The 24,095-nt window shown below is 70.2% G+C and carries 19 protein-coding genes; 13 read left to right on the top strand and 6 right to left on the bottom strand.

What is annotated here, in order from left to right:
- The first annotated feature begins 69 nt into the window (after window positions 1–69).
- Window positions 70–786: a fibronectin type III domain-containing protein gene (locus tag HNR67_RS36450; RefSeq protein WP_312988857.1), complete on the top strand. Its 717-nt coding sequence runs from the start codon at window positions 70–72 to the stop codon at window positions 784–786.
- Between the two features lie 6 nt (window positions 787–792).
- Here the strand turns inward: HNR67_RS36450 and HNR67_RS36445 are convergent, their stop codons facing one another.
- The 3 genes from HNR67_RS36445 to HNR67_RS36435 are packed head-to-tail and all read right to left on the bottom strand — an operon-like array spanning window position 793 to window position 2,863.
- On the bottom strand, window positions 793–1,647 hold the full coding sequence (locus tag HNR67_RS36445) for a protein NO VEIN domain-containing protein (RefSeq protein WP_185007474.1): 855 nt from the start codon (window positions 1,645–1,647) through the stop codon (window positions 793–795).
- Between the two features lie 23 nt (window positions 1,648–1,670).
- Window positions 1,671–2,339, bottom strand: a complete 669-nt coding sequence (locus HNR67_RS36440) for an endonuclease V (RefSeq protein ID WP_312988855.1) — start codon at window positions 2,337–2,339, stop codon at window positions 1,671–1,673.
- Window positions 2,327–2,863, bottom strand: coding sequence for a hypothetical protein (locus tag HNR67_RS36435; RefSeq protein WP_185007472.1), 537 nt, complete (start codon window positions 2,861–2,863; stop codon window positions 2,327–2,329). Before HNR67_RS36435 ends, HNR67_RS36440 begins: the two co-directional genes overlap by 13 nt.
- 110 nt (window positions 2,864–2,973) lie before the next feature.
- On the opposite strand from HNR67_RS36435, the gene HNR67_RS36430 reads away from it, so the two are divergent.
- The 6 genes from HNR67_RS36430 (at window position 2,974) to HNR67_RS36405 (ending at window position 10,846) form a co-directional block, all read left to right on the top strand.
- A complete protein-coding gene (locus tag HNR67_RS36430; RefSeq protein ID WP_246492673.1) occupies window positions 2,974–3,984 on the top strand; it encodes a LacI family DNA-binding transcriptional regulator in 1,011 nt (336 codons plus the stop codon).
- 144 nt (window positions 3,985–4,128) lie between these two features.
- A complete protein-coding gene (locus HNR67_RS36425) occupies window positions 4,129–5,490 on the top strand; it encodes an ABC transporter substrate-binding protein (protein WP_246492672.1) in 1,362 nt (453 codons plus the stop codon).
- Window positions 5,465–6,391: a carbohydrate ABC transporter permease gene (locus HNR67_RS36420; RefSeq protein ID WP_185007468.1), complete on the top strand. Its 927-nt coding sequence runs from the start codon at window positions 5,465–5,467 to the stop codon at window positions 6,389–6,391. The genes HNR67_RS36425 and HNR67_RS36420 overlap by 26 nt, the downstream gene beginning before the upstream one ends.
- A gap of 2 nt (window positions 6,392–6,393) precedes the next feature.
- A complete protein-coding gene (locus HNR67_RS36415; RefSeq protein ID WP_185007466.1) occupies window positions 6,394–7,269 on the top strand; it encodes a carbohydrate ABC transporter permease in 876 nt (291 codons plus the stop codon).
- Window positions 7,270–7,294: 25 nt separating this feature from the next.
- Window positions 7,295–8,953, top strand: a complete 1,659-nt coding sequence (locus HNR67_RS36410; RefSeq protein ID WP_312988851.1) for a glycoside hydrolase family 13 protein — start codon at window positions 7,295–7,297, stop codon at window positions 8,951–8,953.
- A gap of 144 nt (window positions 8,954–9,097) precedes the next feature.
- A complete protein-coding gene (locus HNR67_RS36405) occupies window positions 9,098–10,846 on the top strand; it encodes a helix-turn-helix transcriptional regulator (RefSeq protein WP_185007464.1) in 1,749 nt (582 codons plus the stop codon).
- On the opposite strand, the gene HNR67_RS36400 is transcribed toward HNR67_RS36405, so the two are convergent.
- On the bottom strand, window positions 10,840–11,340 hold the full coding sequence (locus HNR67_RS36400; RefSeq protein WP_185007462.1) for a hypothetical protein: 501 nt from the start codon (window positions 11,338–11,340) through the stop codon (window positions 10,840–10,842). The genes HNR67_RS36405 and HNR67_RS36400 overlap by 7 nt on opposite strands.
- A gap of 290 nt (window positions 11,341–11,630) precedes the next feature.
- Here HNR67_RS36400 and HNR67_RS36395 point away from each other — a divergent pair, with 290 nt between their 5' ends.
- The 3 genes from HNR67_RS36395 to HNR67_RS36385 all read left to right on the top strand — a co-directional run bounded on the left by HNR67_RS36395 (window position 11,631) and on the right by HNR67_RS36385 (window position 16,600).
- Window positions 11,631–13,868, top strand: a complete 2,238-nt coding sequence (locus HNR67_RS36395; RefSeq protein WP_185007459.1) for a discoidin domain-containing protein — start codon at window positions 11,631–11,633, stop codon at window positions 13,866–13,868.
- Between the two features lie 218 nt (window positions 13,869–14,086).
- The gene (locus HNR67_RS36390) at window positions 14,087–15,223 is read left to right on the top strand and encodes a S1 family peptidase (RefSeq protein WP_185007457.1); all 1,137 of its coding nucleotides are present in this window, start codon (window positions 14,087–14,089) and stop codon (window positions 15,221–15,223) included.
- A gap of 186 nt (window positions 15,224–15,409) precedes the next feature.
- Complete coding sequence (locus tag HNR67_RS36385; RefSeq protein ID WP_185007455.1) at window positions 15,410–16,600, top strand: glycoside hydrolase family 64 protein; 1,191 nt, start codon at window positions 15,410–15,412, stop codon at window positions 16,598–16,600.
- A gap of 70 nt (window positions 16,601–16,670) precedes the next feature.
- Here the strand turns inward: HNR67_RS36385 and HNR67_RS36380 are convergent, their stop codons facing one another.
- The gene (locus HNR67_RS36380; protein ID WP_312988848.1) at window positions 16,671–17,381 is read right to left on the bottom strand and encodes a GntR family transcriptional regulator; all 711 of its coding nucleotides are present in this window, start codon (window positions 17,379–17,381) and stop codon (window positions 16,671–16,673) included.
- A 196-nt stretch (window positions 17,382–17,577) separates the two neighbouring features.
- Between HNR67_RS36380 and HNR67_RS36375 the strand changes: the two genes are divergently transcribed.
- Together HNR67_RS36375 and HNR67_RS36370 are read left to right on the top strand one after the other, a co-directional pair.
- Window positions 17,578–18,969 carry a cellulose binding domain-containing protein gene (locus tag HNR67_RS36375; protein WP_185007452.1) on the top strand — a complete coding sequence of 464 codons (1,392 nt, stop codon included), beginning with the start codon at window positions 17,578–17,580 and terminating at the stop codon, window positions 18,967–18,969.
- Between the two features lie 1,081 nt (window positions 18,970–20,050).
- Window positions 20,051–20,392: a hypothetical protein gene (locus tag HNR67_RS36370; RefSeq protein ID WP_185007450.1), complete on the top strand. Its 342-nt coding sequence runs from the start codon at window positions 20,051–20,053 to the stop codon at window positions 20,390–20,392.
- A gap of 104 nt (window positions 20,393–20,496) precedes the next feature.
- Here HNR67_RS36370 and HNR67_RS36365 read toward each other — a convergent pair whose 3' ends face one another.
- Window positions 20,497–20,886 carry a VOC family protein gene (locus HNR67_RS36365; protein WP_185007448.1) on the bottom strand — a complete coding sequence of 130 codons (390 nt, stop codon included), beginning with the start codon at window positions 20,884–20,886 and terminating at the stop codon, window positions 20,497–20,499.
- Between the two features lie 573 nt (window positions 20,887–21,459).
- Between HNR67_RS36365 and HNR67_RS36360 the strand changes: the two genes are divergently transcribed.
- On the top strand, window positions 21,460–24,072 hold the full coding sequence (locus HNR67_RS36360; protein ID WP_312988846.1) for a sensor histidine kinase: 2,613 nt from the start codon (window positions 21,460–21,462) through the stop codon (window positions 24,070–24,072).
- The last annotated feature ends 23 nt before the right edge of the window (window positions 24,073–24,095 follow it).

The raw sequence follows: 24,095 nt of genomic DNA, 5'->3' as shown, positions 1-24,095 counted from the left end.
GACCAACGCGGTCGTCCCGGTTTCGCGCGCCGGGACGACCGCGTGCCCCGCCCTGTCTCGAGGTCCCCCGTGCTCAAGTCCCTCGCTGTGCTGCCTGTCCTGGCCCTGCTGTTATCCGCCTGTGCCGCAACGGAATCCGCGTCCCCTGGCGGCGCGCTGTCCGGGAAACTGGACACCCCGGTGGACGTCACGCTGCGCTGGGAGAACACCGGGCAGCCGGTGGCCGGGCGGGTGCTGGAGTATGCCAACGAACCCAACGGCGAGTACACGGTGCTGAAGTTCCTCGCCCCCGAGGAGACCAGCTACCGGCACCCCGACCTGATCCCGGAAACCCGCTTCTTCTACCGCCTCCGGCCCTACTACGGCACGGCCTCCCCCGAGCAGTCGGTGACGTTGCCCGAACCGAAACCGGGGGACAAGCCGGAGGAGGACCCGCACGAGTGGGCGGTGCCACAGACCCTGCCCGGCGCGCCCGCGGGCACGCAATCCTTGCGCGCCAACGCATCCGCCGCCACCCCCACCGAGGTCAAGGCGACCGTGATGACCAGCCAGGGCATCCGGTTCACCTGGCGGGACAACGCCTCCGACGAGGAGCACTACGCGGTCGAGGTGAAGGCGGGTGCGGCGCCGGCCTGGTCGACCGCGGCCCTGCTGGACCCGAACATCAACTCCTTCGGGCTGGTGACCCTGCCCGAGGAGCGGACCGCGGCCTACCGGGTGCGCGCGTTCTACTACGGGCCTGCCTCCAACGTGGTGGAACTGAGAACCGGGCGCGGCAAGCCCTAGGTCAGCTCAAGGCAGCGTGACCTGGTACTGGATCGGGTCAGCGAGCCCGCGGATCCGGTCTCCCCGGTGGATGGCGACCTTCGGCGAGGTCAGGGCTCCAGTGACCACGGCGAGTCGCCAATCCGGCCGGGTCGCCTTGGCGAACTCGTTGCGGGTTAACAGGAACCGTGGACGGTCCCCACGCACGCCCTTGACCTCGACCCGCAGCACCTCGCCGTTGCCCAGGTGACAGTCGAGGTCCCAGCCGCGCCGGTGCAGGCTGACATCCTCGACCCGCGCGCCCCGCTTCGCGTAGTAATCGGTGACCGCGGCCATCGCGGCCAACTCGACCTTCCGGTTCAGCTCAGCGGACCCGAACCCCGCACCTGAGCCGGTCGGCGGCAGACCGGGTGGCAGGCTGAGTAGATCCTCCAGTGCGGCAAGCTGTTCCGGTGTCAGCTCGAACGGGTTGGACCCGTAGGGCTGTTTGAGGATGGTGAGCTTGTCCAGTCCGGGGAAGGCACGCACGGTGTCCCGCGAGATCGGCGTTTCCCAGATCGGCAGGTCGACCGGCACAAAAGCCTTGGCCTTGGCCAGCTCGGCCGCGTTCGCCCAGTACTGCTGATGGGTTCGTGGCGGTCCCGACTGGACGAGGCCGGTGACGTGGCCCGCACCCCACAGCCCCGCCTGGTCGCCACTGAGCCAGAGGAAGATCCGCTGCCCGGCCCGCATCCGGTTGGCCCGGGAGTCAGGCTTGGCACCCCGCACTACCGACCACTGCAGCAGCTTCGGGTGGGTTTCGTCGGCGAGCAACGCCGGGACGTTGAAGCGCTTGGGGTTGCCGGACAGCAGCCAGCCCCCGATTTTCTTGTTCTCCCCCATGATCAGGAGTGTGTCAGAAGCGATCAGCCCGCGGCCAGCGCGCGGCGGCAGGCCTGATCGGCGGCGCGGGTCGTCTCCGGCAGCCGGTAGCTCGGCGTCAGCGCCAGCGTGTGCGCGCAGGCCGTGTCCAGGTCGATCCGGTGCCCCACCGAGACATACACCGGTTTCACCCCCGGCCGCGTGCGCAGCACCCGCCCCACCAGCTCGCCCTCGTCCACCAGATCGCTGTGCGCGCCGCGGTCCGGACCCGGTTCCGCCGCCGTGCCGATCAGCCGCGTCTTGCCCACCCCGAACACCGGCAGCCCGGTCAGCACACCCAGGTGGCAGGCCAGGCCGAAGCGGTGTGGGTGGGCCAGGCCGTGGCCGTCGACGACCAGCAGGTCCGGGGTGGCCGGCAGGCGGGACAGGGCGGTGAGCAGGGTGGGCAGCTCGCGGAAGGCGAACAGGCCGGGGATGTAGTCGAAGGCGGGCACGCCGGTGGCGGTGGACTCGGCGAGCACCTCGTGGGTGGCGAAGTCGAGCAGCACCACGGCGGCGGCCAGGGTGCGCTCGTCCTTGGCGTAGGCGACGTCCAGGCCCGCGACCGTGGCCGGGCGCTGTGGGCCGGGGCCGGTGGTGTCGACCTGGGTGCGCAGGGCCTGCTGGATGGCGCGGGCCTCCGCCTCCGTGGCGGGTGGGATCAGGGATGCCACAGCGTCACTTCGGCGCCCTGGCCGTCGCCCTTGGGGCCGGTGATCTTCAGCAGGGCGAGTCGGCCGAGTCCGGACCGGGCGCAGTAGACGTGGCCCTGGGCGATGTTCGCCTTGTGCACCGACTCGGCCGCCAGCAACTGGCCGCACTCCTCGGCGGTGGGCGGCTGCGACCCGGTCCAGCGGGCCAGGTTCTTCGAGCTGGCCCTGAAGGTGATCAGCTGCGGCGTGCCGTAGTAGAAGTCCCAGTCCTCGGCCTTGGGCTTGCGGGTCGGCGGGGTGGTGTCCAGGTCGAGGCCACTGCTGTCGAGCACCAGCGTGCCCTGCCAGTCCACCTTCCTCGGCCCGGCCGGAGTCGCCGGTGGGGCACCGCCACCGGGCTCACCCACCGGTGCGGCACCGGGGTTGCCCGAGGGCGCCGGTTCGTCCTTGAACAGGCCGAACACATCCGTGGAAGCGGAGACGACCGCGGCGACCACGCCGATGGCGGCCAGGGTGATTGCCAGGCGGCTGTTGTTGTCGGACATCGCCGGGGATCTTCGCACGGGCACCCGCCGCGGCGGAGCGGATCCGACACGTTGCAAGCCTGCTGCAAGAAATGTATGCATCTTGCGCTCGCTTGCGTCATCATTGCCTCATGACTCGACGACTCGCCGAGGTGGCGCGCAAGGTCGGGGTGAGTGAGGCGACGGTCAGCCGGGTGCTCAACGGCAAACCCGGCGTCTCCGAGTCCACCCGCAACGCCGTGCTCACCGCACTCGACGTGCTGGGCTACGAGCGCCCCACCCAGCTCCGCGGCGAACGCGCCCGGCTGGTCGGCCTGGTGCTGCCCGAACTGCAGAACCCGATCTTCCCCGCCTTCGCCGAGATCATGGGCAACGCGCTGGCCCAGCAGGGATTCACCCCCGTGCTGTGCACCCGCACCGCTGGCGGGGTCTCCGAGGCCGACTACGTCGAACTGCTGCTCGCCCAGCACGTCTCCGGGGTGCTCTTCGCCGGCGGCTCCTACGCCCAGGCCGACGCCTCGCACGAGCACTACCGCCGCCTGGTCGAACGCCAGCTGCCCACCGTGCTGGTCAACGCCGGCATCGACGAACTCGGCTTCCCCAGGGTCTCCTGCGACGACGCCGTCGCCGCCGAACAGGCGCTGACCCACCTGCTCTCCCTCGGGCACACCAAGGTCGGCATGGTGCTCGGCCCGCCCGACCACCTGCCCTCCCGGCGCAAACTCGCCGCCTTCACCGCCTCGGCCGCCAAAGCCGGGCTCACCGTGCCCGCCGAATGGGTCGGGCACGCCATGTTCTCCCTGGAAGGCGGCCAGGCCGCGGCCGCCCGGCTGATCGAACGCGGCGTCACCGGCATCGTCTGCGCCTCCGACCCCCTCGCGCTGGGCACCGTCCGGGCGGTGCGGCGGCGTGGGATGGCGGTACCGTCGGACGTCTCGGTCATCGGCTACGACGACTCCGCGTTCATGAACTGCACCGACCCGCCGCTGACCACCATCCGCCAGCCCATCGAGGCCATGGGCCGGGCCGCGGTGGACCTGCTCGCGGCGCAGATCAACGGCGCCGAGGTCACCGCGGAGGAGCTGCTCTTCGAGCCGGAACTGGTGGTCCGCGGCTCCACCGCGCCCGCACCGGAGAAGTGACGGGGTGCGCGAGTAGATAACGAGAATCAGTCAACTTCTTGCTTAATCTCATCGGGATATTGCACTCCGGCGGGCTGGGCTCCTATCGTGAGCCGCGCCACAGGTCCCGCCGGAGCGACCTCCCACCGAGAAGAGGCACGAGCGATGCTGAGACCTCGTACCCGCAGCGCCATCGGAGTACTGCTCGTCGCCGGACTCGGCCTGACCATGGCCGGGTGCGGCGGCGACGCGGCGCCCGCGGCCGGCGGCAAGGTCAAGATCTCCGTCAACGGCCAGCCGCCGGGCACCCAGGCCTTCCAGCGCAAGATCTTCGACGAGGACGTGGCCGCGTTCGAGGCGGCCAACCCGAACATCGACATCGAGCCGCGCGAAGGCTTCATGGACCCGAAGACCTTCGCCACCAAGCTCTCCGGCGGCCAGCTCGAGGACGTCTTCTACGTCTACCTCACCGACCCGGCGCAGATCATCGCCCGCCGCCAGGCCGCCGACATCACCGACCACCTCAAGGACGTGCCGCTGGCCGGTGAGCTGAACCCGCAGCTCACCCAGGTGTTCAAGGACGCCAAGGGCCGCCAGTACGGCCTGCCCACCGCCAACTACTCGATGGGCCTGCTCTACAACCGCACCCTGTTCAGCAAGGCCGGCCTCGATCCGGCCAAGCCCCCGGCCACCTGGGCCGAGGTGCGCGAGGCCGCCAAGAAGATCAGCGCGCTGGGCAACGGTGTGGTCGGCTTCGGTGAGCTGAGCAAGAACAACCAGGGCGGCTGGCACCTGACCAGCTGGCTCAACTCCCTCGGCGTCAGCGTGGCCCGCCAGGAGGGCGAGACCTGGAAGGCCGACTTCAACAACGACAAGGGCAAGGCCGCCCTGCAACACCTCCATGACATGCGCTGGACCGATGACTCCATGGGCAGCAAGCAACTCCTGGAGATCCCCGACCTGCAGCGGCTGATGGGCGCGGGGCAGCTCGGCATGTACATCGCCGCCCCGGACAACGTGCCGGTGCTGGTCAACCAGTTCAACGGCAAGTACGAGGACTACGGCCTCGCCCCGCTGCCCGGCGGCCAGGGCACGCTGATCGGCGGCGAGGGCTACATGATCAGCCCCAAGGCCACCCCGGAGAAGATCAAGGCCGGCCTGACCTGGCTGCGCTGGAAGTTCCTCGACCCGTCCCGGATCGAGGGCAACCTCAAGCGCTACGCCGAGCAGAAGCAGCCGATCGGCCTGCCCGTGCCGCCAGCCGCCGACGTCTGGGTCGGCCCGGTGCGCGAGCAGCAGGAGAAGTTCAAGGCCGCCAACGCGACCATCCCGGTGGCCAACTACCAGCCCTACATCACCGCCGCGCCCAGCCTGAAGGGCAACCTGGAACCGCCCAGCGCCCAGCAGGTCTACGCCGCGCTGGACACGGTGATGCAGGCGGTGCTGACCAACAAGGACGTCAACATCGGCCAGGTGCTCGCCGAGGCGGAAACCAAGGTCAATGGTGTTCTCGCGCAGCTCAGGTGAACTGAGTGAGGTGGCGCCGCCGGTGCAGGGCCGGTGGCGCCGCAAGCTCGGTGAGAACCTCACCGCCTACGGCCTGCTCGCCGCCGCGCTGGTGGTCTTCGCGCTGTTCTCCTGGTGGCCGCTGATCCGCGGCGTGCTGCTCAGCTTCCAGCAGGTGGACTTCGTGAACCCGCCCAGCTGGGTCGGTTTCGAGAACTTCGAGCGGCTGTTCAACGACCCGCTCTTCGGCGCGGCCTGGCGCAACACCCTGCTGTTCACCGGTCTGGCGCTGCTGCTCGGTTTCGCGGTGCCGTTCCTGACCGCGGTGGTGCTCAACGAGTTGCGGCACGCGCGGTCGTTCTTCCGGGTCGCGGTGTACCTGCCGGTGATGTTGCCGCCGGTGGTGACCGCGTTGCTGTGGAAGTGGTTCTACAACCCGGGACCCGGCCTGTTCAACGAGGGCCTGCGTGCGGTCGGCCTGCCCGGACTGAGCTGGCTGGACTCCGGCAGCACCGCGATGATCTCGCTGGTGCTGGTCTCCACCTGGGCCAACATGGGCAGCACCACGCTGATCTACCTGGCCGCGCTGCAGACCATCCCCGGCGAGCTGTACGAGGCGGCCGAACTCGACGGCGCGAACCTGTGGCGGCGACTGGTGCACGTCACCATCCCGCAGACCCGGTTCGTGCTGCTGGTGCTGCTGCTGTTGCAGGTGGTGGCGACCATGCAGGTGTTCACCGAACCGTATGTGATGACCGGCGGCGGACCAGAGGACGCCACCGTCACGCTGCTGCTCCTGCTCTACCGCTATGCCTTCTACTACAACGACTTCGGCACGGCCAGCGCGCTGAGCCTGCTGCTGTTCGTGGTGCTCGGCATCTTCTCCGCCACCTATGTGCGGCTGACCAGGACCAGGAGCTGATCATGTCCACGCGCACCCTGGTCTCCCCGGCCGCACTGCGTTCCCCGCGCGGGAAAGCCTTGTACTGGCTCGTGTTCGGCGTTGTGCTGGTGCTGTTCCTGCTGGCCTTCGTCTTCCCGTTGTACTGGGCGGTGACCGGCGCGATGAAGTCGCCGGTGGAACTGGCCAGGACCCCGCCGTCGGTGGTGCCCGAGACCTGGTTCCCGGAGACCTTCTGGCAGGCCTGGCAGGAGCTGGACCTGGGCCGGTACTTCCTCAACACGCTGATCGTGGCCGGAGGTGCGGTGCTGGTGCAGCTCGCGGTGTGCGTGCCTGCCGCCTACGCGCTGTCCAAGCTGCGACCGGTGCTGGGCAACGTGATCCTCGGCCTGATGCTGGCCACGCTGATGCTGCCCGCCTCGGCGCTGCTGGTGCCGACCTACATGACCATCGCCGACGTGCCGCTGTTCGGGGTGAACCTGCTCAACAACCCGGCTGGCATCTGGCTGCCCGCGGCGGCCAGCGCGTTCAACATCTACCTGCTCAAGCGGTTCTTCGACGAGATCCCCGGCGAACTCCTGGAAGCGGCCAGGATGGACGGCGCGGGACCGGTGCGGGTGCTGATCAGCATCGTGCTGCCGATCTCCCGGCCGATCCTGGCCGTGGTGTCCATCGTCGCGCTGGTCACCGCGTGGAAGGACTTCATCTGGCCGCTGCTGGTCTTCTCCGACCCCAACGAGCAGACGCTCAGCGTCGCGCTGGAACGGGTCGCGCCGGACACCGCGCTCAACGTGCTCACCGCGGGACTGGTGCTGGCCAGCATCCCGATGATCCTGGTTTTCCTTGTGTTCCAACGCCAGATCCTGGCCGGCCTGACCGCCGGCAGCCTCAAGGGCTAAGCACACCTCTCCGGAAGGCGGCATCGTGATCTCCTCCGAGCGCACCTCTGCAACTCAGTCCACTGTGGACGGACAAGGGACGTCCTGGTGGCGCGGGGCGGCGATCTACCAGGTCTACCTGCGCAGCTTCGCCGACGGCGACGGGGACGGCGTCGGCGACCTCGCCGGGGCCCTGGCCAAGCTGCCCTACCTGGCCGAACTGGGCATCGACGCGATCTGGTTCAGCCCCTGGTATCCCTCGCCGATGGCCGACGGCGGCTACGACGTGGCCGACTACCGGGACATCGAACCGGTCTTCGGCACCCTGGCCCAGGCCGAGGAGTTCATCGAGCAGGCGCACCGGCTGGGCATCCGGATCATCATCGACATCGTGCCCAACCACTGCTCGGACCGGCATCCCTGGTTCGCCGAGGCACTGGCCGCCGAACCGGGATCGCCCGCGCGGCAACGGTTCTGGTTCCGGCCGGGCCGCGGCGCGGACGGGTCCGAACCGCCGAACGACTGGCAGTCCCGCTTCGGCGGACCGGCCTGGACCAGGGTCACCGAGGCCGACGGCAGGCCGGGTGAGTGGTACCTGCACCTCTACGCCGCCGAGCAGCCCGACCTCAACTGGACCAACCCCGAGGTGCACGCGGAGTTCGCCGACATCCTCCGGTTCTGGTTCGACCGCGGCGTGGACGGGCTGCGCATCGACGTGGCCGACGGCCTGGTCAAGGCGCCCGGACTGCCCGATGTGGCCGGGGCCAACGGACAACTGCCCTTCTCCGACCTCGACGGCGTGCACGAGATCTACCGGGCCTGGCGGCGGATCGCCCAGGAGTACGGCGAGGACCGGATCTTCGTCGGCGAGATGTGGCTGCCCGACCCGGTGCGCTTCGCCCGCTACCTGCGCCCGGACGAGCTGCACTCGGCGTTCAACTTCGATTTCCTTTCCTGCCCTTGGGAAGCCGGGCAACTCAAGACGGTCATCCAGGCCACAGTGGACAGTCACGCGCCGGTGGGCGCGCCGCCCACCTGGGTGCTGTCCAACCACGACGTGACCCGGCACGTCACCCGCTACGGCAGGCCAGGCGACACCGGCTTCACCTTCGCCGACCGCCGCCACGGCACCCCGGTTGACCGTGAACTCGGCGCCCGCCGGGCCCGCGCGGCCGCCCTGCTCAGCCTGTCCCTGCCCGGCGGAGCCTATGTGTACCAAGGGGAGGAGCTGGGGCTGTGGGAGATCGAGGACGTGCCGGACGAGCTGCGCGAGGACCCGGTGTTCGCCCGCACCCAGGGCGCGGACCCCGGCCGGGACGGCTGCCGGGTGCCACTGCCCTGGTCCGGCCAGGCCGCCCCGTTCGGCTTCGGACCCGAGGGCTCGGTGCCCTGGCTGCCGCAGCCCGCCGAGTGGTCCGGGCACACCGCCCAGGCGCAGCGACAGGATCCGGCCTCGATGCACGCGCTCTACCGGGAGGCGCTGCGGTTGCGCCGGGAGCTGCCCGCACTCGGTGACGGCCCGATGCGCTGGCTGGAACTCGGCGCCGACGTGCTGGCCTTCCACCGCCCGCCCGGCTTCACCTGCGTGGTCAACCTGGCCGCCGAACCGGTCGCGCTGCCCGCGCACGAGCGGGTGCTGCTGGCCAGCGGCGGACTGACCGAGGCGGGCGAGCTGCCGCCGGACACTGCGATCTGGCTGGCCTGACCAGGTGGTCGGACAACGGCGTCCGGCCCAGTCGACCATATGCCAAAACACCTGCTCAGGGCCGATCGGACAGGTTCGATCGGCTGATCTCGACTTGCCGGGCAGGTTCAGGTAATCCATTACCTGAACCTGCCTGGAGGACCCATGAACACCACCACACCGGGGATTCCCCGGCCGCTGCCCGCTCGGGCGGTCGGCATCCTCGGCCGGACCGCGGAACTGGGCCGGATCCGCGCCCTGCTGACGGACCGGCGGATCGACGGCGTCGCCGTGTCCGGGGTGGGGCGCAGCCGGGTGCTGGCCGAGATCGCGGACTGGGCGCAGGGCCACGGGTTCCGGATCGAGCCGATCATCGGCGGGCGCGGGCTGTCCACGCTGGTGTGCACGGTGCTGCTGGGCCCGGCCACCAGGGTGCTCGCGGTGGTCGACGACGCGCACCTGCTGGCCGAGGCCGACGCCGAACTGCTCCTGGAACTGGTGCGCCAGGGCCTGGTGCGGGTGATCGCCGCCGGGCCGGACGGACTGTGGCCGGGGGAGAACCTCGGCCGGGTCGACCTGCCGCCACTGGGCGCCACCGACATGATCGAGCTGGCCAGGGCGCTCACCGGCGACCACCCGGCCGCCCGGCGACTGGCCCAGCTCGCCCAAGGCAGTCCGCGACTACTGCGCGAGCTGGTGCACCTGGCCGCGGATCACCCTGCCGACCAAGGCGGTTCCCTGACCGAGGTGATCGAGCTGCGCCTGGCCGGACTGGACGCCGCGCAACGGCAGGCCCTGGACCTGATCGCGGCCACCGGGTTCGCGCCGCTGCCGGTGTTCGAGCGCCTGGTCGACCGGCACGACCTGATCATCCTGGCCGAACAGGAACTGATCACCGCGGTGGAGACCCCGACCGGCTGGCGGGTCGAACTGGCGCACACCGGGATCGGCGCGGCACTGGGCGCCACCCCGGTGCCCGAACCGTCCACTGAGGACGATCAGGACCACGTGACCGGACTGATGTGCGCCGGGCGGATCGAGGAGGCGCTGGCCGCGGCCACGGAACGCTTCGCCGCCGCCGATGCCGCGCACCGGTCCGGGCACGGCGTGATCCTGGCCTCGATGCTGTTGGCGCACGGGCAGATCCGCCGCGCCCACGACCTGCTGTGCCTGTTACCCGACGACGATCCGCGCTGGGCCATCCTGCGCCTGGCCGCCGCCGCCCAGCTCGGCGACCCGGCCGCGGTGGCCGCCGGTGCGCTGCCCCCGGCCGAAGCCGCCACCGCGCACCTGGCCGCCTCGACCGCGGTGGCCCGCGCCTGGGCCGCGGCCGTCCGCGGCGATCTCGACCAGGCCAGGGACCTGTTGTGCGCCAAGGCCGAGGACACCACCTGGGACCGGGCCGCCCGCGCGCACACCCTCGGCCGCCTCGGCCTGGCCCGCTCCGCCGCCCCGTTCTGGCACAGCATCGGCCAGCACGGCTACCTGCGGGCCCGGCTGGACTACAGCCGCGCCATCGCCACCGCGGACGCCGACCTGCTGGCCGCGGTGGCCGAGCAGTTCCTCACCGCGGGCGCCCTGCTCTACGGCGCGGAGGCCCTGGCCGAACTCGCCGCCCTGCACCAGCGGGCCGGGCAGTCCCGCAAGGCCGCCGCCGCGATCCGCCGGGCCCGGATGCTGCCGGTGCGGCACAGCGGCGCCCGCACGCCGGGACTCGCGCTGCTGGCCCAGAACGAACCGCTGTCCACCAGGGAGAGCGAGGTGGTGCGGCTGGCCGTGACCGGGCTGACCGACCCGCAGATCGCGCTGCGGCTCGGCGTCTCGGTGCGCACCATCAACAACCACCTGCACCGCGCCTACCGCAAACTCGGCTGCGCCGGCCGCGCGGATCTGCCGCCCGGCGCCGGTCAGTGAGCCGCCGCGACCACCCGTAGCCCGGGGTTCATCGCCCGCTCCACCGCCAGGTGCACCAGGCACCAGCGCCGCCGCTCGCCGGTGGCCGGGTGCTCCACCACCGCGGCCATCGGCGCCGCGCAGTGCCGCCGCCAGCCCTCCCCGCGCCACGGACAGCTCGACCTGGTGCCGGGGCAGCGCAGGCCGCGACCGCGGAACATCTTGCGTACCAGGGGATCGTGCACCGGGCACACCGCGGCGAAGGACTCGCACACGGACTCATCCGCGGCCAGCGCGGCGTCCTGCTCGCGGTCGGCCTGATAGCCCAGCGCGGTGCGCACCTGCCGCTCGGGGGGTAGCAGCAGGTGCACATCCGCCCTGGCCACCCCGTGCGCGACCAGCAGTTCGCTGATCCGCCACAGCACATCCCGCGCCGGATCGGCCGGACCCTCCGGGTTCGGGGGATAGGGGGTCCAGACCGAGGCGGCGCGGTGCTGCTCCACGAGGTGGTCCATGTCCGGGCAACGGGTGCCGGACCCACTCCGGTTCAGCCCCACCTCCGGATTCGGCCGAACGGGTCTGCCGGTGCCGCAAGCGGTTTGCGCTGCCCTCGGCAAGCCCCTTGCGGAGTGGAGCCCGTTTTCCGGGAGTCACCCACTGGATTGTGCAAGTTTTGCGCAATCCAGTTGAAGTATTGCGGTCATCTGTCGGAAACATCTACCTTCTCGGCACGACACGCACCGATCCGCCGGGGATCGCCGCCGCCAACGGCCATACCCAGATCGACGCAAAGGTGCGCCCTGCCATGACAGACCTGCCCGTACGGCGGCTGGCTCCACTGGCCGCAGCGTTAACCGCGGTGGTCCTGACCGCCGCCACGATCACCGTCCTCAGCACCGCGCCCGCCGCGCTGGCCGCCCCCAGCGCGGACATACCCGCCGGGTATGGCGCGAGCGTCCCGTTCACCACCTACGAAGCCGAATCCGCCGCCACCAACGGAAGCGCGGTCGGCCCCGACCACACCCAGGGCACCGTCGCCTCGGAGGCGTCCGGGCGGCGCGCGGTCCGCCTGGATCCGGGCCAGCACGTGGAATTCACCCTGGCCGGGCAGGCGAACGCGGTGGTGGTCGCGCACAACGTGCCGCGCGGCCAGTCCGGTTCGCTCTCGGTCTACCTCAACGGGCAGAAGCTGCCCGGCAAACTCGCGCTCACCGCCCGCTTCGGCTACCTGGAGACCGCCTGGATCCCCGGAGCCAAGACGCACCAACTGTTCCAGCACGCCCGGCTGCTGCTGGGCCGCCAGGCCAACGCCGGGGACCGGGTGCGGCTCCAGGTCGACGGCGGCGACCTGCCCGCGATCATCGACCTCGCCGACTTCGAGCAGGTCGCCGGGCCCGCCGGTCAACCGGCGAACTCCGTCTCGATCACCGCGACCGGCGCGGATCCCAGTGGTGGCGGCGATTCCACCGGCGCGATCAACCGGGCCATCGCGCAGGCCCGCGCCCAGGGCCGGTCGGTGTGGATCCCGCCGGGCGATTTCCGGGTCACCAACAAGCTGGAGATCGACAACGTCACCGTGCGCGGCGCCGGACCCTGGCACGCCACCCTGCGCGGCACCCACCTGATCGACAACGCCAGCACCTCGGGCACCTTGCGGCTACACGACTTCGCGGTGATCGGCGAGGTGGCCCAGCGGGTGGACGAGCGGCCGGACAACTTCGTCAACGGCAGTCTGGGCAACGGATCCGTGGTGTCCAACATCTGGATCCAGCACCAGAAGGTCGGGCTGTGGCTGGTCGGCCCGAACAACAACAACCTCACCATCGAGAACAGCCGCTTCCTCGACCTCAAGGCCGACGGCCTCAACTTCAACGGCACCGTGACCAACTCGGTGGTGCGCAACAACTTCCTGCGCAACACCGGTGACGACGCGCTGGCCATGTGGTCGATCCACTCGGCCAACCGCGGCAACACCTTCAGCCACAACACCATCGTGCAGCCCAACCTGGCCAACGGCATCGCGATCTACGGCGGCACCGACACCACCGTGTCCCGCAACGCCATCGTGGACACCAACGCCCTCGGCAGCGGCATCGCCATCTCCAACCAGGAATTCCTGGCCGGCAGGGGCTTCACTCCCTTGGCCGGCACGATCGCGGTGCGGGACAACGTGACCGTGCGGGCCGGTGCGATGAACCCCAACTGGGGACACCCGATGAGCGCGCTGCGCATCGACTCCTACGACCATCCGGTGGAGGGCGGGGTGCGGGTCGAGCTGACCGGGAACCAGTTCCTGGACAGCCCGTACAGCGCGATCCAGGCGGTCAGCGGCGGCGGCAAGGGACTGCCGGTGAGCAGCGTGCACATCAACGGCGCCACCGTGCGCGACGCGCGCACCGTGGTGCTGCAGGCCGAGACCCGCGGCTCGATCACCGCGGCCAACGTCACCGCCACCGGCACCGGCCGGGCCGGGGTCTACAACTGCCCCTACCCCAACGGCAGCTTCAGCCTGCAGGCCGGCGGCGGCAACAACGGCTGGCAGGACCACGTGTGGGCGGGCTGCACCTGGCCCGAGCCCGGTGGCGGCGGCAACCCGACCACCACCAGCACTCCGCCGCCCGGTGGCGTGAACGTGGCCCAGGGCAAGCCGATCAGCGCCGGCAGCAACGTGTTCGACCTGGTCGCGGCCCGCGCGGTGGACGGAAACGCCGACAGCTACTGGGAAAGCGCCAGCAACGCCTTCCCGCAGGAGATCACCGTGGACCTGGGCTCGACCCACCAGGTCAACCGGGTCGGCCTGGCCCTGCCGCCCAACCCGGCCTGGGGTGCGCGCACCCAGACCGCCACCATCCTGGGCAGTGCCAACGGATCCGGCTACACCGAACTCGTGGGCGCACGCGGATACACCTTCGACCCCGCCACCGGCAACACCGCCACGGCTGGTTTCCCGGTCACCGGCGTGCGCTACCTGCGGGTGCGGATCACCGGCAACACCGGCTGGCCCGCCGGACAACTCGCCGAACTCCGGGTCTTCACCGCCTGAACCGGCGGCAGGCCACACCTGCCCGGCACAGCCTGTTTCCCCTGCACCACCGGCCCCCTGTCCGTTCGGGCGGGGGGTCTGTGGTGTCCCCGCCCGGAGTTGTCCGGATGCGGTCAGCGTTGGCCGAGTCCTTGACCGGTCTGGACCACCGTGTCACGTTGGGCGTCCGCACTGAACCTCCGCCGCCAGGTTCCTCCTTCCGCCACAAGGAGATTCAGATGCCACGCAGCGCCGCGGTCCGGTTGGGCCTCGCCGTGTCCCTCGCCCTGTCGGCCGCCGCCGGTCTCGCGCCGGTCGCCATGGCCGATCCCGTGCTCTCCCCTGGGTTGCTGCCCGCCATGCGGCAGGACCTCGGGCTCACCGAACGCCAGGCCGTCGTCCGGGTGAAGCAGGAGGCCGATGCCTCCCGCCTGGTCCCGGCCGCCGAATCCGCCGCGGGGGAGTCCCTCGGCGGATCCTGGTTCGACCCCGGCCGCGGCAAGCTCGTCGTCGCGGTCACCGACCCGGCCAAGGCCGCCGCGATCCGGGCCACCGGCGCGGAAGCCGTGCCGGTCACCCACTCGGCGCGGGTCCTGGACCGCGCCAAGACCACCCTCGACCAGCTCGCCGCGACCAGACAGGCCCCGGCCGAGGTCGCGAGCTGGCACGTCGACCCACGCGGCAACACCGTGGTGGTCAACGTGGTCGAGGGCGCTGATTCGCCCGCCCTGCGCGGATTCCTGGACCGGGCCCGCGCGGCCGGACCGGTGACCGTGCACCGCCAGGGGGTGCGCACCCCGCGCACCTACGCGGCCGGGGTGGTCGGCGGCGACCCGTACTACACCGGGAATGTCCGCTGCTCCATCGGGTTCTCCGTGCACGGCGGCTTCGTCACCGCAGGGCACTGCGCGGGAACGGGCGCCCAGGTCAACGGCTGGGACCGGTCCTGGATGGGCACCTTCGCCGGTTCCTCCTTCCCCGGCAACGACTACGCCTTCGTGCGCACCGGCGGCGGCTGGTGGACGGTGCCGGTGGTGCTCGGCTGGGGCACCGTGCCGGACTCGCTGGTCCGCGGTTCCTGGGTGGCCCCGGTGGGCACCTCGGTGTGCCGCTCCGGCTCGACCACCCGCTGGCACTGCGGACAGGTGCTCTCGCACAACGAGACCATCAACTACGCCCAGGGCGCGGTGCACCAGATGACCGGCACCAGCGTGTGCGCCGAGGGCGGTGACTCCGGTGGTTCCTTCATCACCGGCGACCAGGCCCAGGGCGTCACCTCGGGTGGTTACGGCGACTGCCGCGGCGGTGGCCGGACCTGGTTCCAGCCGATCAACGAGATCCTGTCCACCTACGGACTGGCATTGCATACCGCGTGACGGTATATACCGCGATCCTGAACATATCCCCGAGCTGAACACCTTGACTTTCCTCGGGGATCGGCGTCACCGTAGGGAGTGTGTGAGAGCGCTCTCGCACACTCCCTGTGTCCCAACTACTGGAGCGTTTCCAGGTCGCAGCCGCCAGTGGCATGGAGTCAGCTTCCTCGACGTGGAGGAACACTCATGATCTCTCGTCGCCTCTTCCTCGGCGCAACCGCGACAGCACTGGCCACCCCTGTCATCGGCCAGCTCGCCGCGGGTTCCGCCTCCGCCGCGACGCCGCAGAGATTCACCCTGAACCTGGTCAACAACTCCGGATCGGCCACCGCCTACGCCTATGTCGTCGGCCTGTCCGGCAACCGCCCGCTGTTCGTCCGCCGCGACGGCAGCTCGTACTACCCGCCCTCGCCGGGCGCGCCGGTCACCCCGCTCGGCGAGGATCCCTCGATCCCGTTGGGCGGCCCCGGTTCCTCGACCACGGTGTCCATCCCGCGGATGTACGGCGCGCGGATCTACGTGGTCACCGGGCAGAAGCTGAACTTCTTCGTCAACCCCGGCCCGCACATCGTGCACCCCAGCTTCCTCAACCCGGCCGACCCCAACATCAACAAGAACTGGACCTTCGCCGAGTTCACCTTCAACGAGGCGGAACTGTTCGCCAACATCAGTTACGTGGACTTCGTGGCCGCGCCGCTGGGGCTCTCGCTGCGTTCGCTCTCCGGCCGGGTGGAGACCGTGCCAGGGTTGCCGGCGGGCGCGCTGGACGGGATCTGCTCGGCGTTGCAGGCCCAGGCGTCCCGGGAGGGTTCGGCCTGGAACCAGCTGATCCAGAAGGGCCCGGACGGCCGCAACCTGCGGGCGATGAGCGCGCACTACAAGGCGAGCGCGTTCGCCAACTACCTGGGCGGCTACATCGACCAGTGCTGGTCGAAGTACGCGGGCACGAACCTGGTGGTGGACACCCAGAGCGGACCGGGCAGGCTGACCGGCCGGGTCAGCGGCGGCGTGCTGCGCTTCGCCAACGGCGAGGCGTTCACCAAGCCCAGCACCGCGGACGTGTTCAGCTGCGACTCGGGTCCGTTCAGCCTGGCCGGGGCCAGTGACGTGCGCAAGGCGATCATCCCGCGGCTGGCCGCCGCGCTGAACCGCACCACGTTGCTGAGCAACCCGAACCAGCCGCACGGCGAGGTCGCGAGCAACTTCTACCGCAACGCGGCCACCAACCACTACGCCCGGATCGTGCACGAACGCCTGCCCGACAACCGCGGCTACGCCTTCCCCTACGACGACGTGTCACCCGGCCCGGACTTCAGCGGCGCCACCCGCTCCGGCGACCCCGGCACGCTGACCGTGGACGTGAAGCGCCTGCGCTGATCACCCTTACTCCGCAAGACAAACGTGTGCCCGACCGCCCACCGCTCCCCTGTTGCGGTGGGCGGCCGGGTCACGCCAGCGACAACCGCGAGACGATCCGGTACCGGTCCCCGCGGTAGATCGAACGCGCGTACTCCACCACCCGCCCCGCGGCATCGGTGGTACACCGCTCGAACAACAACGCCGGACTGAGCACCGGCACGCCCAGCAGCGCGGACTCGGCCTCATCGGTCACCGTCGGCTCGATCGACTGCGTGGCCTCCTGCACCAGCACCCCACGAGCCCGCAACGCCGCGTACAACCCGGCCCCCTCGAAGTCCACAGTGGACAGATCAGCGGCCACCTCAGCCGGAATATGCAACCACTCCAACGCGATCGCCACCCCATCAACCAACCGCAACCGCGTCACACACAACACCTCCGCGGCAGGCGAGACCCCCAGCTTGCGCCCGATCCTGGCCCCGGCCGGAACCCGCACCAGCTCCAGCACCCGACTCCGCCACTGTCCATCGGCCCTGGGTGCGCTCAACACGGTGTCGGCCCCGACCAGCTCCTGCGTGATCTTCGCCTGCGCCACGAACATGCCCCGCCCATGCTCACGCACCAGCAAACCGTTGTGCACCAACTCGTCCACGGCCGCGCGCAGGGTGGGCCGGGACACCGACAACAGCGCGCACAGCGTCCGCTCGGACGGGATCGAGGTCCCCGGCGGCCGAGTCTCGACCAGTTCCAGCAGGTACTCCCGCACCCGCTCGCGCTTGTACGCCACCGCCCTCGTCACCACCCCAGTATGTCGCCGAACCCCAAACCCGACCACTGGTCAGCTCAGTCCCTTACCAGTGTCGGCCAGAACCGTTGACTACAGCGCGACTCTGTGCCAACGTCGTTCACGTCCCTGAACTTACCAATTGGTCAAGTCAGGACGCCCGACACCGCCGCCACCCCTCGCAGCTCCCTGCGGTGTTGAGGAGAAAGCCGTGCCCCAGCAACACATCCCGGCCCGCCGACGAAGGCGCCTGACCGGTGGCCTGGCCGTGACCATGACCAGCCTGGCCGCCCTCGCCCTGACCACCGCCCCAGCAGGCGCCGCCCCACAACCCCCGCTCCTGCAGTACGGCACCACCGCCACCCAGCCAACCCACCACCAGTCCGAACCCTGGTTCCGCCTGACCAACCAGGGCGACGTGGCGATCCCGTTGGCGGAGTACACCATCCGCTACTACTTCCGCTCCGAGGACGGCGAAACCGACTACCGCTACGCCTGTTCCTGGGCGACCCCCGGCTGCGACAACCTCACCGGCGCCATCCACCGCCTCCCCACCCCAACCCCCGAAGCCGACCACTACCTGGAAGTCGGCTTCCGCCCCACCGCAGGAGCGCTGGCCCCCGGCCAGCACACCGGCGACCTCCAACTCCGCTTCAACCGAGCCAACTGGGCCCAACTCACCCAATCCAACGACTACTCCTTCAACCCCACCCAACCCCCCTACGGCCCCGCCCCCAGAACCACCCTCCACCGAGCAGGCCAACTCCTGTCCGGCACGGCCCCCGGCAGCCAATCCCCAGCCCCCGCCCAAGTCTTCTTCGACGACTTCCACTACGACACCAACACCGACCCCCGCCTCAACCAACGAGGCTGGACAGTCCGCACCGGCTCCGGCGGCCCCGGCGTAGGCGGCGCAACCTGGGACCCCACCCTGGTCACCTTCCCCACCGTCAGTGGCCAAAAAGTCGCCCAACTCAGCGCCCAAACCAACGGAACCCCAAGCGGCACAAGGCAGTCCCAGATCAACACCGGCCGCAAGTTCTTCGAGGGCACCTACGCCACCAGATTCCACATGACCGACACCCCCGCCTACGGCCCCGACGGCGACCACGTGGTCCAAACCTTCTACACGATCACCCCGCTCCGCCACGACCGCGACCCCGACTACGGCGAACAGGACTTCGAGTACCTCCCCAACGGAGGCTGGGGCGAGTCAACGAACACCATGTTCCTCACCTCCTGGGAGACCTACCAACCAGACCCCTGGTGGGCCGACAACAGCTCAACCCGCGTGCACCGCAGCTTCGCCGGCTGGCACGACCTGGTGCTGCAGGTGTCCGGCGGCCGGATGAAGTACTACCTCGACGGCCAGCTGGTAGCCGACCACGGCGACCGCTTCTACCCGGAAACCCCCATGCTGATCAACTTCAACCACTGGTTCATCGACCTCAACGGAGCAGGCCCAGACCGCCGCTACCACCAACAAGCAGACTGGATCTACTTCGCCCGCAACCAGATCCTGTCCCCGGCCCAGGTCCAGCAACAGATCAACAACCACCGAGCCGCAGGCACCCAGTTCATCGACACAATCCCGGCCTCCTGACCCAACCACCCGGCTGCCCCACCAGCCGTCCCGCCGACCAGGCTCCACCTCGGGTCGCCGAGCCCGCTCCACGTCCGGTCCGCTCCACCCAACCTGCTCCACCTCAGTGGCCGTCCGTCGTGGCACCACGCAGGGGCCGTGCGGTTGGTGCGGCCCGGCCCGGCCGGAGGCTCGGAGCGACCCCGGCGGACCGAGAAGCGGACAAGTCGAAGCAGGGCTCAGTCCCCCAGCCGGGCGGCCACCCCGCGACACCAGACACGCCCTCAACCCCACCTCGAGGCCCAGCCAGATCGCCCGACCCCGACTCCCCGCTCGGAACCCGTGCATGCCCCCAGAACCCGCGCGCACCGCACCCCGAGCCCACACTCGATCCCCGCCCCGCCGCGCCCCGCCTCGCGCCGCGCCCCGCCTCGCGCCCCGCCTCGCGCCGCGCCCCGCCTCGCGCCCCGCCTCGCGCCGCGCCTGAGCTTGCGCCTGGGCCCGCACCCGATCGCCGAACCCGCGCCCGGAACCCAGCGGCCCGGAGCCGGATCGGCCCGGAGGCCGAATGTGGGTGATGCCGAAGGCGGGCGCGCGGCCGCAGCCACCTCTTGTCAGCTGAGTCGCCGATCGACGATTGCCTCCGGCGCCTGCCCTGCTGCCAATCTCCCGAGTGCTACCGCTCTCCCGACCCCAGGGCTGCATGCCTCCCCGGCCAGGGCTGCCCATCTCCTGGGCCACGGCCACTCACTTCGCCGGACCAGCGCCGCCCCAGCCCGGCCCACGCCGCTCTTCTCCCCGAACCAGGCAGCCTGCCGCGCCACATGCAGTCCGGCCCACCCAGTCCTCGACCGCGGCCTGCCCACCCACCCCGCCGACCGGGCCTGCCCATCTACCCGGCTAGCCGCGGCTGCCTGCCTTGCCCGACCCCGCCGCCCTACCCGACACCCTGCCTGCCCTACCCGACCCTGCTTACCTGCCCCAGGGCGTGGCGCGTGCTCCGGTCCTGCCCGCCGCCGCCACCGTTCCTCTGCGGAACGCAGAAACCCCGATTTTGGTTGCCTTCATGTTTCGATCATTCATCCCAACGGATGATAAGACGATGACCGAACCACCTGCCAAGCCCGCCGAGCCCACCGCGGTTCCCTGGCCATACTACGAGGTCACCGCCATCGCCGTGCTCGCGATCGAGCCGCACGAGCTGACCACCCGCGCCGGCATCCAGTTCGGCGATCACTACACCGACCTTGACAACTGCAAGGCCACCGCTCTCACCCTGCCCTCCGGTCGTCAGGTCGTCCTGTTGAAGCACCGTGGGAACCCGACTCCGGGTGTCCAGTTGCACGGCGATCTGGCCAAGGACCAGGACGAGCAGTTGGCGGAGACGGTGGTGTTCCTGGGGGTGCCGGAGGTTGAGGTGACCTGGCGGGGCGCGGTCGACTGAGAGGTGTCGGCGCGGGGCCGGGTTCGGGTGGGGCTTGGTGAGCCGGGGCTGCGGTCAGTCGAGGTTGAGGTCGAGGTCGGGCGTGTGGCTGCCGGGTGTGGTGGTCAGGGGGATTCGCGTTCCGCCGCGCTGCGCTCGACGCAGAACTCATTGCCCGCTGGGTCGGCCAGCACCACCCAGCCCCGGCCGTCCGCCGTGCGCTGGTCGTCGACGAAGGTCGCGCCCAGGTCCACCAGTCGCTGCACCTCCTCATCCCGGGGTAGTTCGGGCTGGAGGTCCAGGTGGAGGCGGTTGCGGGTGGTGGGTTTGGGGTCGGGGACCCGGATGAAGAGCAGGCCGGGGGAGTGGGGGAGGTCGATCAGGATCTCGTCGTCGCCGGGCTGGTCGTCGGGGTGGACCGGGTGACCGAGGGTCGCGCTCCAGAACTGGGCCAGGGCGTAGGGCTCCAGGGGGTGGGGGCAGTTGACGGTGATGTGGCGGATGGCGGACTTCATGGGGCGGATCCTCGCAAAGAGAGTTGAAAACTGCTCACGTTTTATTCGGAAAGGCTGTGGAGAACACCCGTGCGTGATTCTCTCTTGCTTCGTGACCGCGATCACGCTCGTCCGTTGGGCATTGTGCTACTGCCCGACCGGGCGTCGGCGGGCAGGGGAGCGCTAGTGCGGCCGGTGGCCGGGGCGCGACCGCCGTCCGAGGGACTTAGGGCATGATCGACACGTGCCGACGTCGTCCGATGACCGGGAGTGATCCAGGTTACGTGTGGAAAAAGCGCAGGTGACGGACCCAGGGGTGCAATACCCGCCAATCGGGTCTGGGCTCCGGGTAGGGCTCGCTGGTATGGTTTCGCGTCTTCTGTGTTTATGCGCATTCGTTGGGGCTGGTAACGAAGCCAGCGTCCGTGTTAATCTCCCCGCGCTCGGGCGGGAGAACTCCTCGGTATGGAAGGTGTCGTATTCAACCAGGAACTCGTTACCGTCCCCTCCGGTCCAACTTCCCCTGGTGGATAGCGGCGTGGTGAATTGCCACCGCGGTTTCCCGGGGTGGTCTTTCACAAGCAGTGGAGCGTCGTGAGCTCGGAAGAAATCGGTTCTCAGAAGAGCCACCGGTCGATCAGGACACGGCTGACCGGCGCCGTCCTGATCCCGAGTGTGGCCCTGCTCGTCATGTGGGTGTCCGGCTCGTCCTACCTGATCTTCGACGGGTACTACCTGCGTGAGGTCGCCTCGAGCGTCCGCTCGGTGTCCATCCCCGCGGTCAACGCGCTCGCCTCGGCACAGAAAGAACGTCAGCTCGGCATGGTCTACCTGGGCAAACCCGCCACAGGACTGACCGAGTTGCGCCTGGTCCAGCAGCAGACCGACGAAGCCCTCGGCGTCATGAAGGCAGCCCTGCCGCCGGTGGTGGACAACGCCCCGCCCGCGGTGGTCGACCGCATCAACCAGCTCAACTCGCTGCTGGAGGAACTACCCCGGATTCGCACCAGGATCGAGTCCTCCGGTATCGACAAGGGGCAGGTCTACGCCTTCTACAACCGACTGCTGCATTCCGCCGCCCAGTTGTTCGACACCCAGGCCCGTATCGTGCCCGATGTCAAGTCCACCCAGGGCGCTATCGGCGCGACGGCAATTTTCCGGGCAGCCGACCGCATGTCCAGGTCCGGTTCGCTGATGGCCGGCGCGATCGCCACCGGCGCTCTCCCGGCGACCGACCACCTCGAGTTCACCAACTTGGTCAGCGCATACCACTCCGAGCTGGAGAGCACAATCCCCTTTGCGCGCCAAGAAGTGCAGGACAGTAATCGCAGGCTGCGTGACAGCGATTCCTGGAAAAGGCTCACCGAGGTCGAGAACGCGCTGATCAGCAATGGTCCGTGGGTGGCCCGCACCGGTCGCGGCAGCCTCGGCGCGGTCGGCATCAGCGAGGACGAGTGGCAGCGGCTGACCGTGGCCGTGGCCGACGAACTGACCAAGCTCACCGTCCAGCAGGCCGACCTGGTCTCCGGTCAGGCACTGGAGGACGGCGGCGACTCGCTGACCAACGCCCTGCTCGGCTCGCTGGTCGCCCTGGTGCTGGCCATCGTGGCGATCATGGTCGCGCTCAAGGTGTCCCGCAAACTCGTCGACCGGGCGCTGGTGGTCCGCCTGGACAGCCTGCGCAAGGACGCCCTGCACCTCGCGCACGAACGGCTGCCCGACATCGTCCGCCGCCTCCGCCAGGGCGAGCCGGTGGACGTCTCCGTCGAGGTGCCCGACCTCGACTACGGCCGGGACGAGATCGGCCAGGTGGCCCGCGCCTTCAACGCCGCCCAGCTCACCGCGGTCGCCGCGGCCGTGCAGGAGGCGCAGGCCCGCGAGGGCGTCAACAACGTCTTCCTCGGCATCGCGCACCGCAACCAGGCGCTGGTGCACCGCCAGCTCAAGATCCTGGACCGGATGGAGCGGCACGAGGAGGACCCCGAGCAGATCGAGGGCCTCTTCCAGCTCGACCACCTCGCCACCCGGGCCCGCCGCAACGCGGAGAACCTGATCATCCTCGGCGGCGAGCAGCCCGGCCGCCGCTGGCGCAAGCCGATCCGCCTGGTCGACGTGCTGCGCGCGGCCATCTCCGAGACCGAGCACTACGCCCGCGTCCGGCTGCAGCGGATCCCGGACGCCGCGGTGATCGGCTCCGCGGTGGCCGACACCATCCACCTGGTCGCCGAACTGGTGGACAACGCCACCTCCTTCTCCCCGCCGCGCTCGCAGGTGCAGGTGCACGGCTCGATCGCGGCCAAGGGCGTCGTGGTCGAGGTCGAGGACCACGGCCTCGGCATGAGCGAGGAGGACCGGGACCGCGCCAACGCGATGCTGGCCAACCCGCCGGAGTTCGACGCGATGGCGCTCAAGGGCGACTCCCGGCTCGGCCTGTTCGTGGTCGCCCGGCTCGCGCTGCGGCTGGGTGTGCGGGTCGAACTGCGCGACTCGCCCTACGGCGGCACCAGGGCGGTCATCCTGGTGCCGAACGAGATCCTCGCCTCGGACGTGCGCACCCAGCTCTCCGAGGACACCCTGCGCGAACTCACCAAACGGGAGCGGGCGACCGGCTCGGGAAAACCCGTGCGCACGCCGCTCGGACCGGTCCACCAGCAGCGCGCGGCAGAAGCAGACCAGGTGGACGACGACGAGCGGGGCGAGGCTGAGTCCGACCGCGCGGCCGGACCCGGCCGGGAGCTGCACAGCTTCTGGGCCGATCCGCTCAACGACGGCGAGGACACCCCCGGCCGCTCGATCAACCTGCTCGGCGGCGCCACCTTCGCCGCCATCAAGGAGGAGCGGCCCGCCGCGCCGGAGGACCGCTTCGAGCACGAGGACCTGACCCCGGAACCCAAGCCCGCGCCCGAGCCGGAGCAGCCCGCCGAACGCACCGGGGGCCTGTCCCTGGAGCAGACCGGACCCGGCGCGCTGCTCACGCACGCCCCACTGCTCACCCACAACACCCCCACTGGGGAGCGCCCTGAGCTGCCGGTCCGCCGGCCGCAGCAGAACCTGGCGCCGCAGTTGCTCGACTCCGGCACCGAGGACACCGGCGAGAACGAGGCCCCGGCCACCACCGGGCGCACCGCCGAGCAGGTCCGCGACACCATGGCCGCCTTCCAGCGCGGAACCCGCGAGGGACGCGACGCAGACCCATTCCCAGGATGATCAATGGCCGCCGCCCGCCCGAG

The sequence above is a fragment of the Crossiella cryophila genome, assembly GCF_014204915.1.
GTDB lineage: Bacteria > Actinomycetota > Actinomycetes > Mycobacteriales > Pseudonocardiaceae > Crossiella > Crossiella cryophila.
Note: the sequence above shows the minus strand (reverse complement) of the source record. Positions and strands in the feature narration are given on the sequence as shown.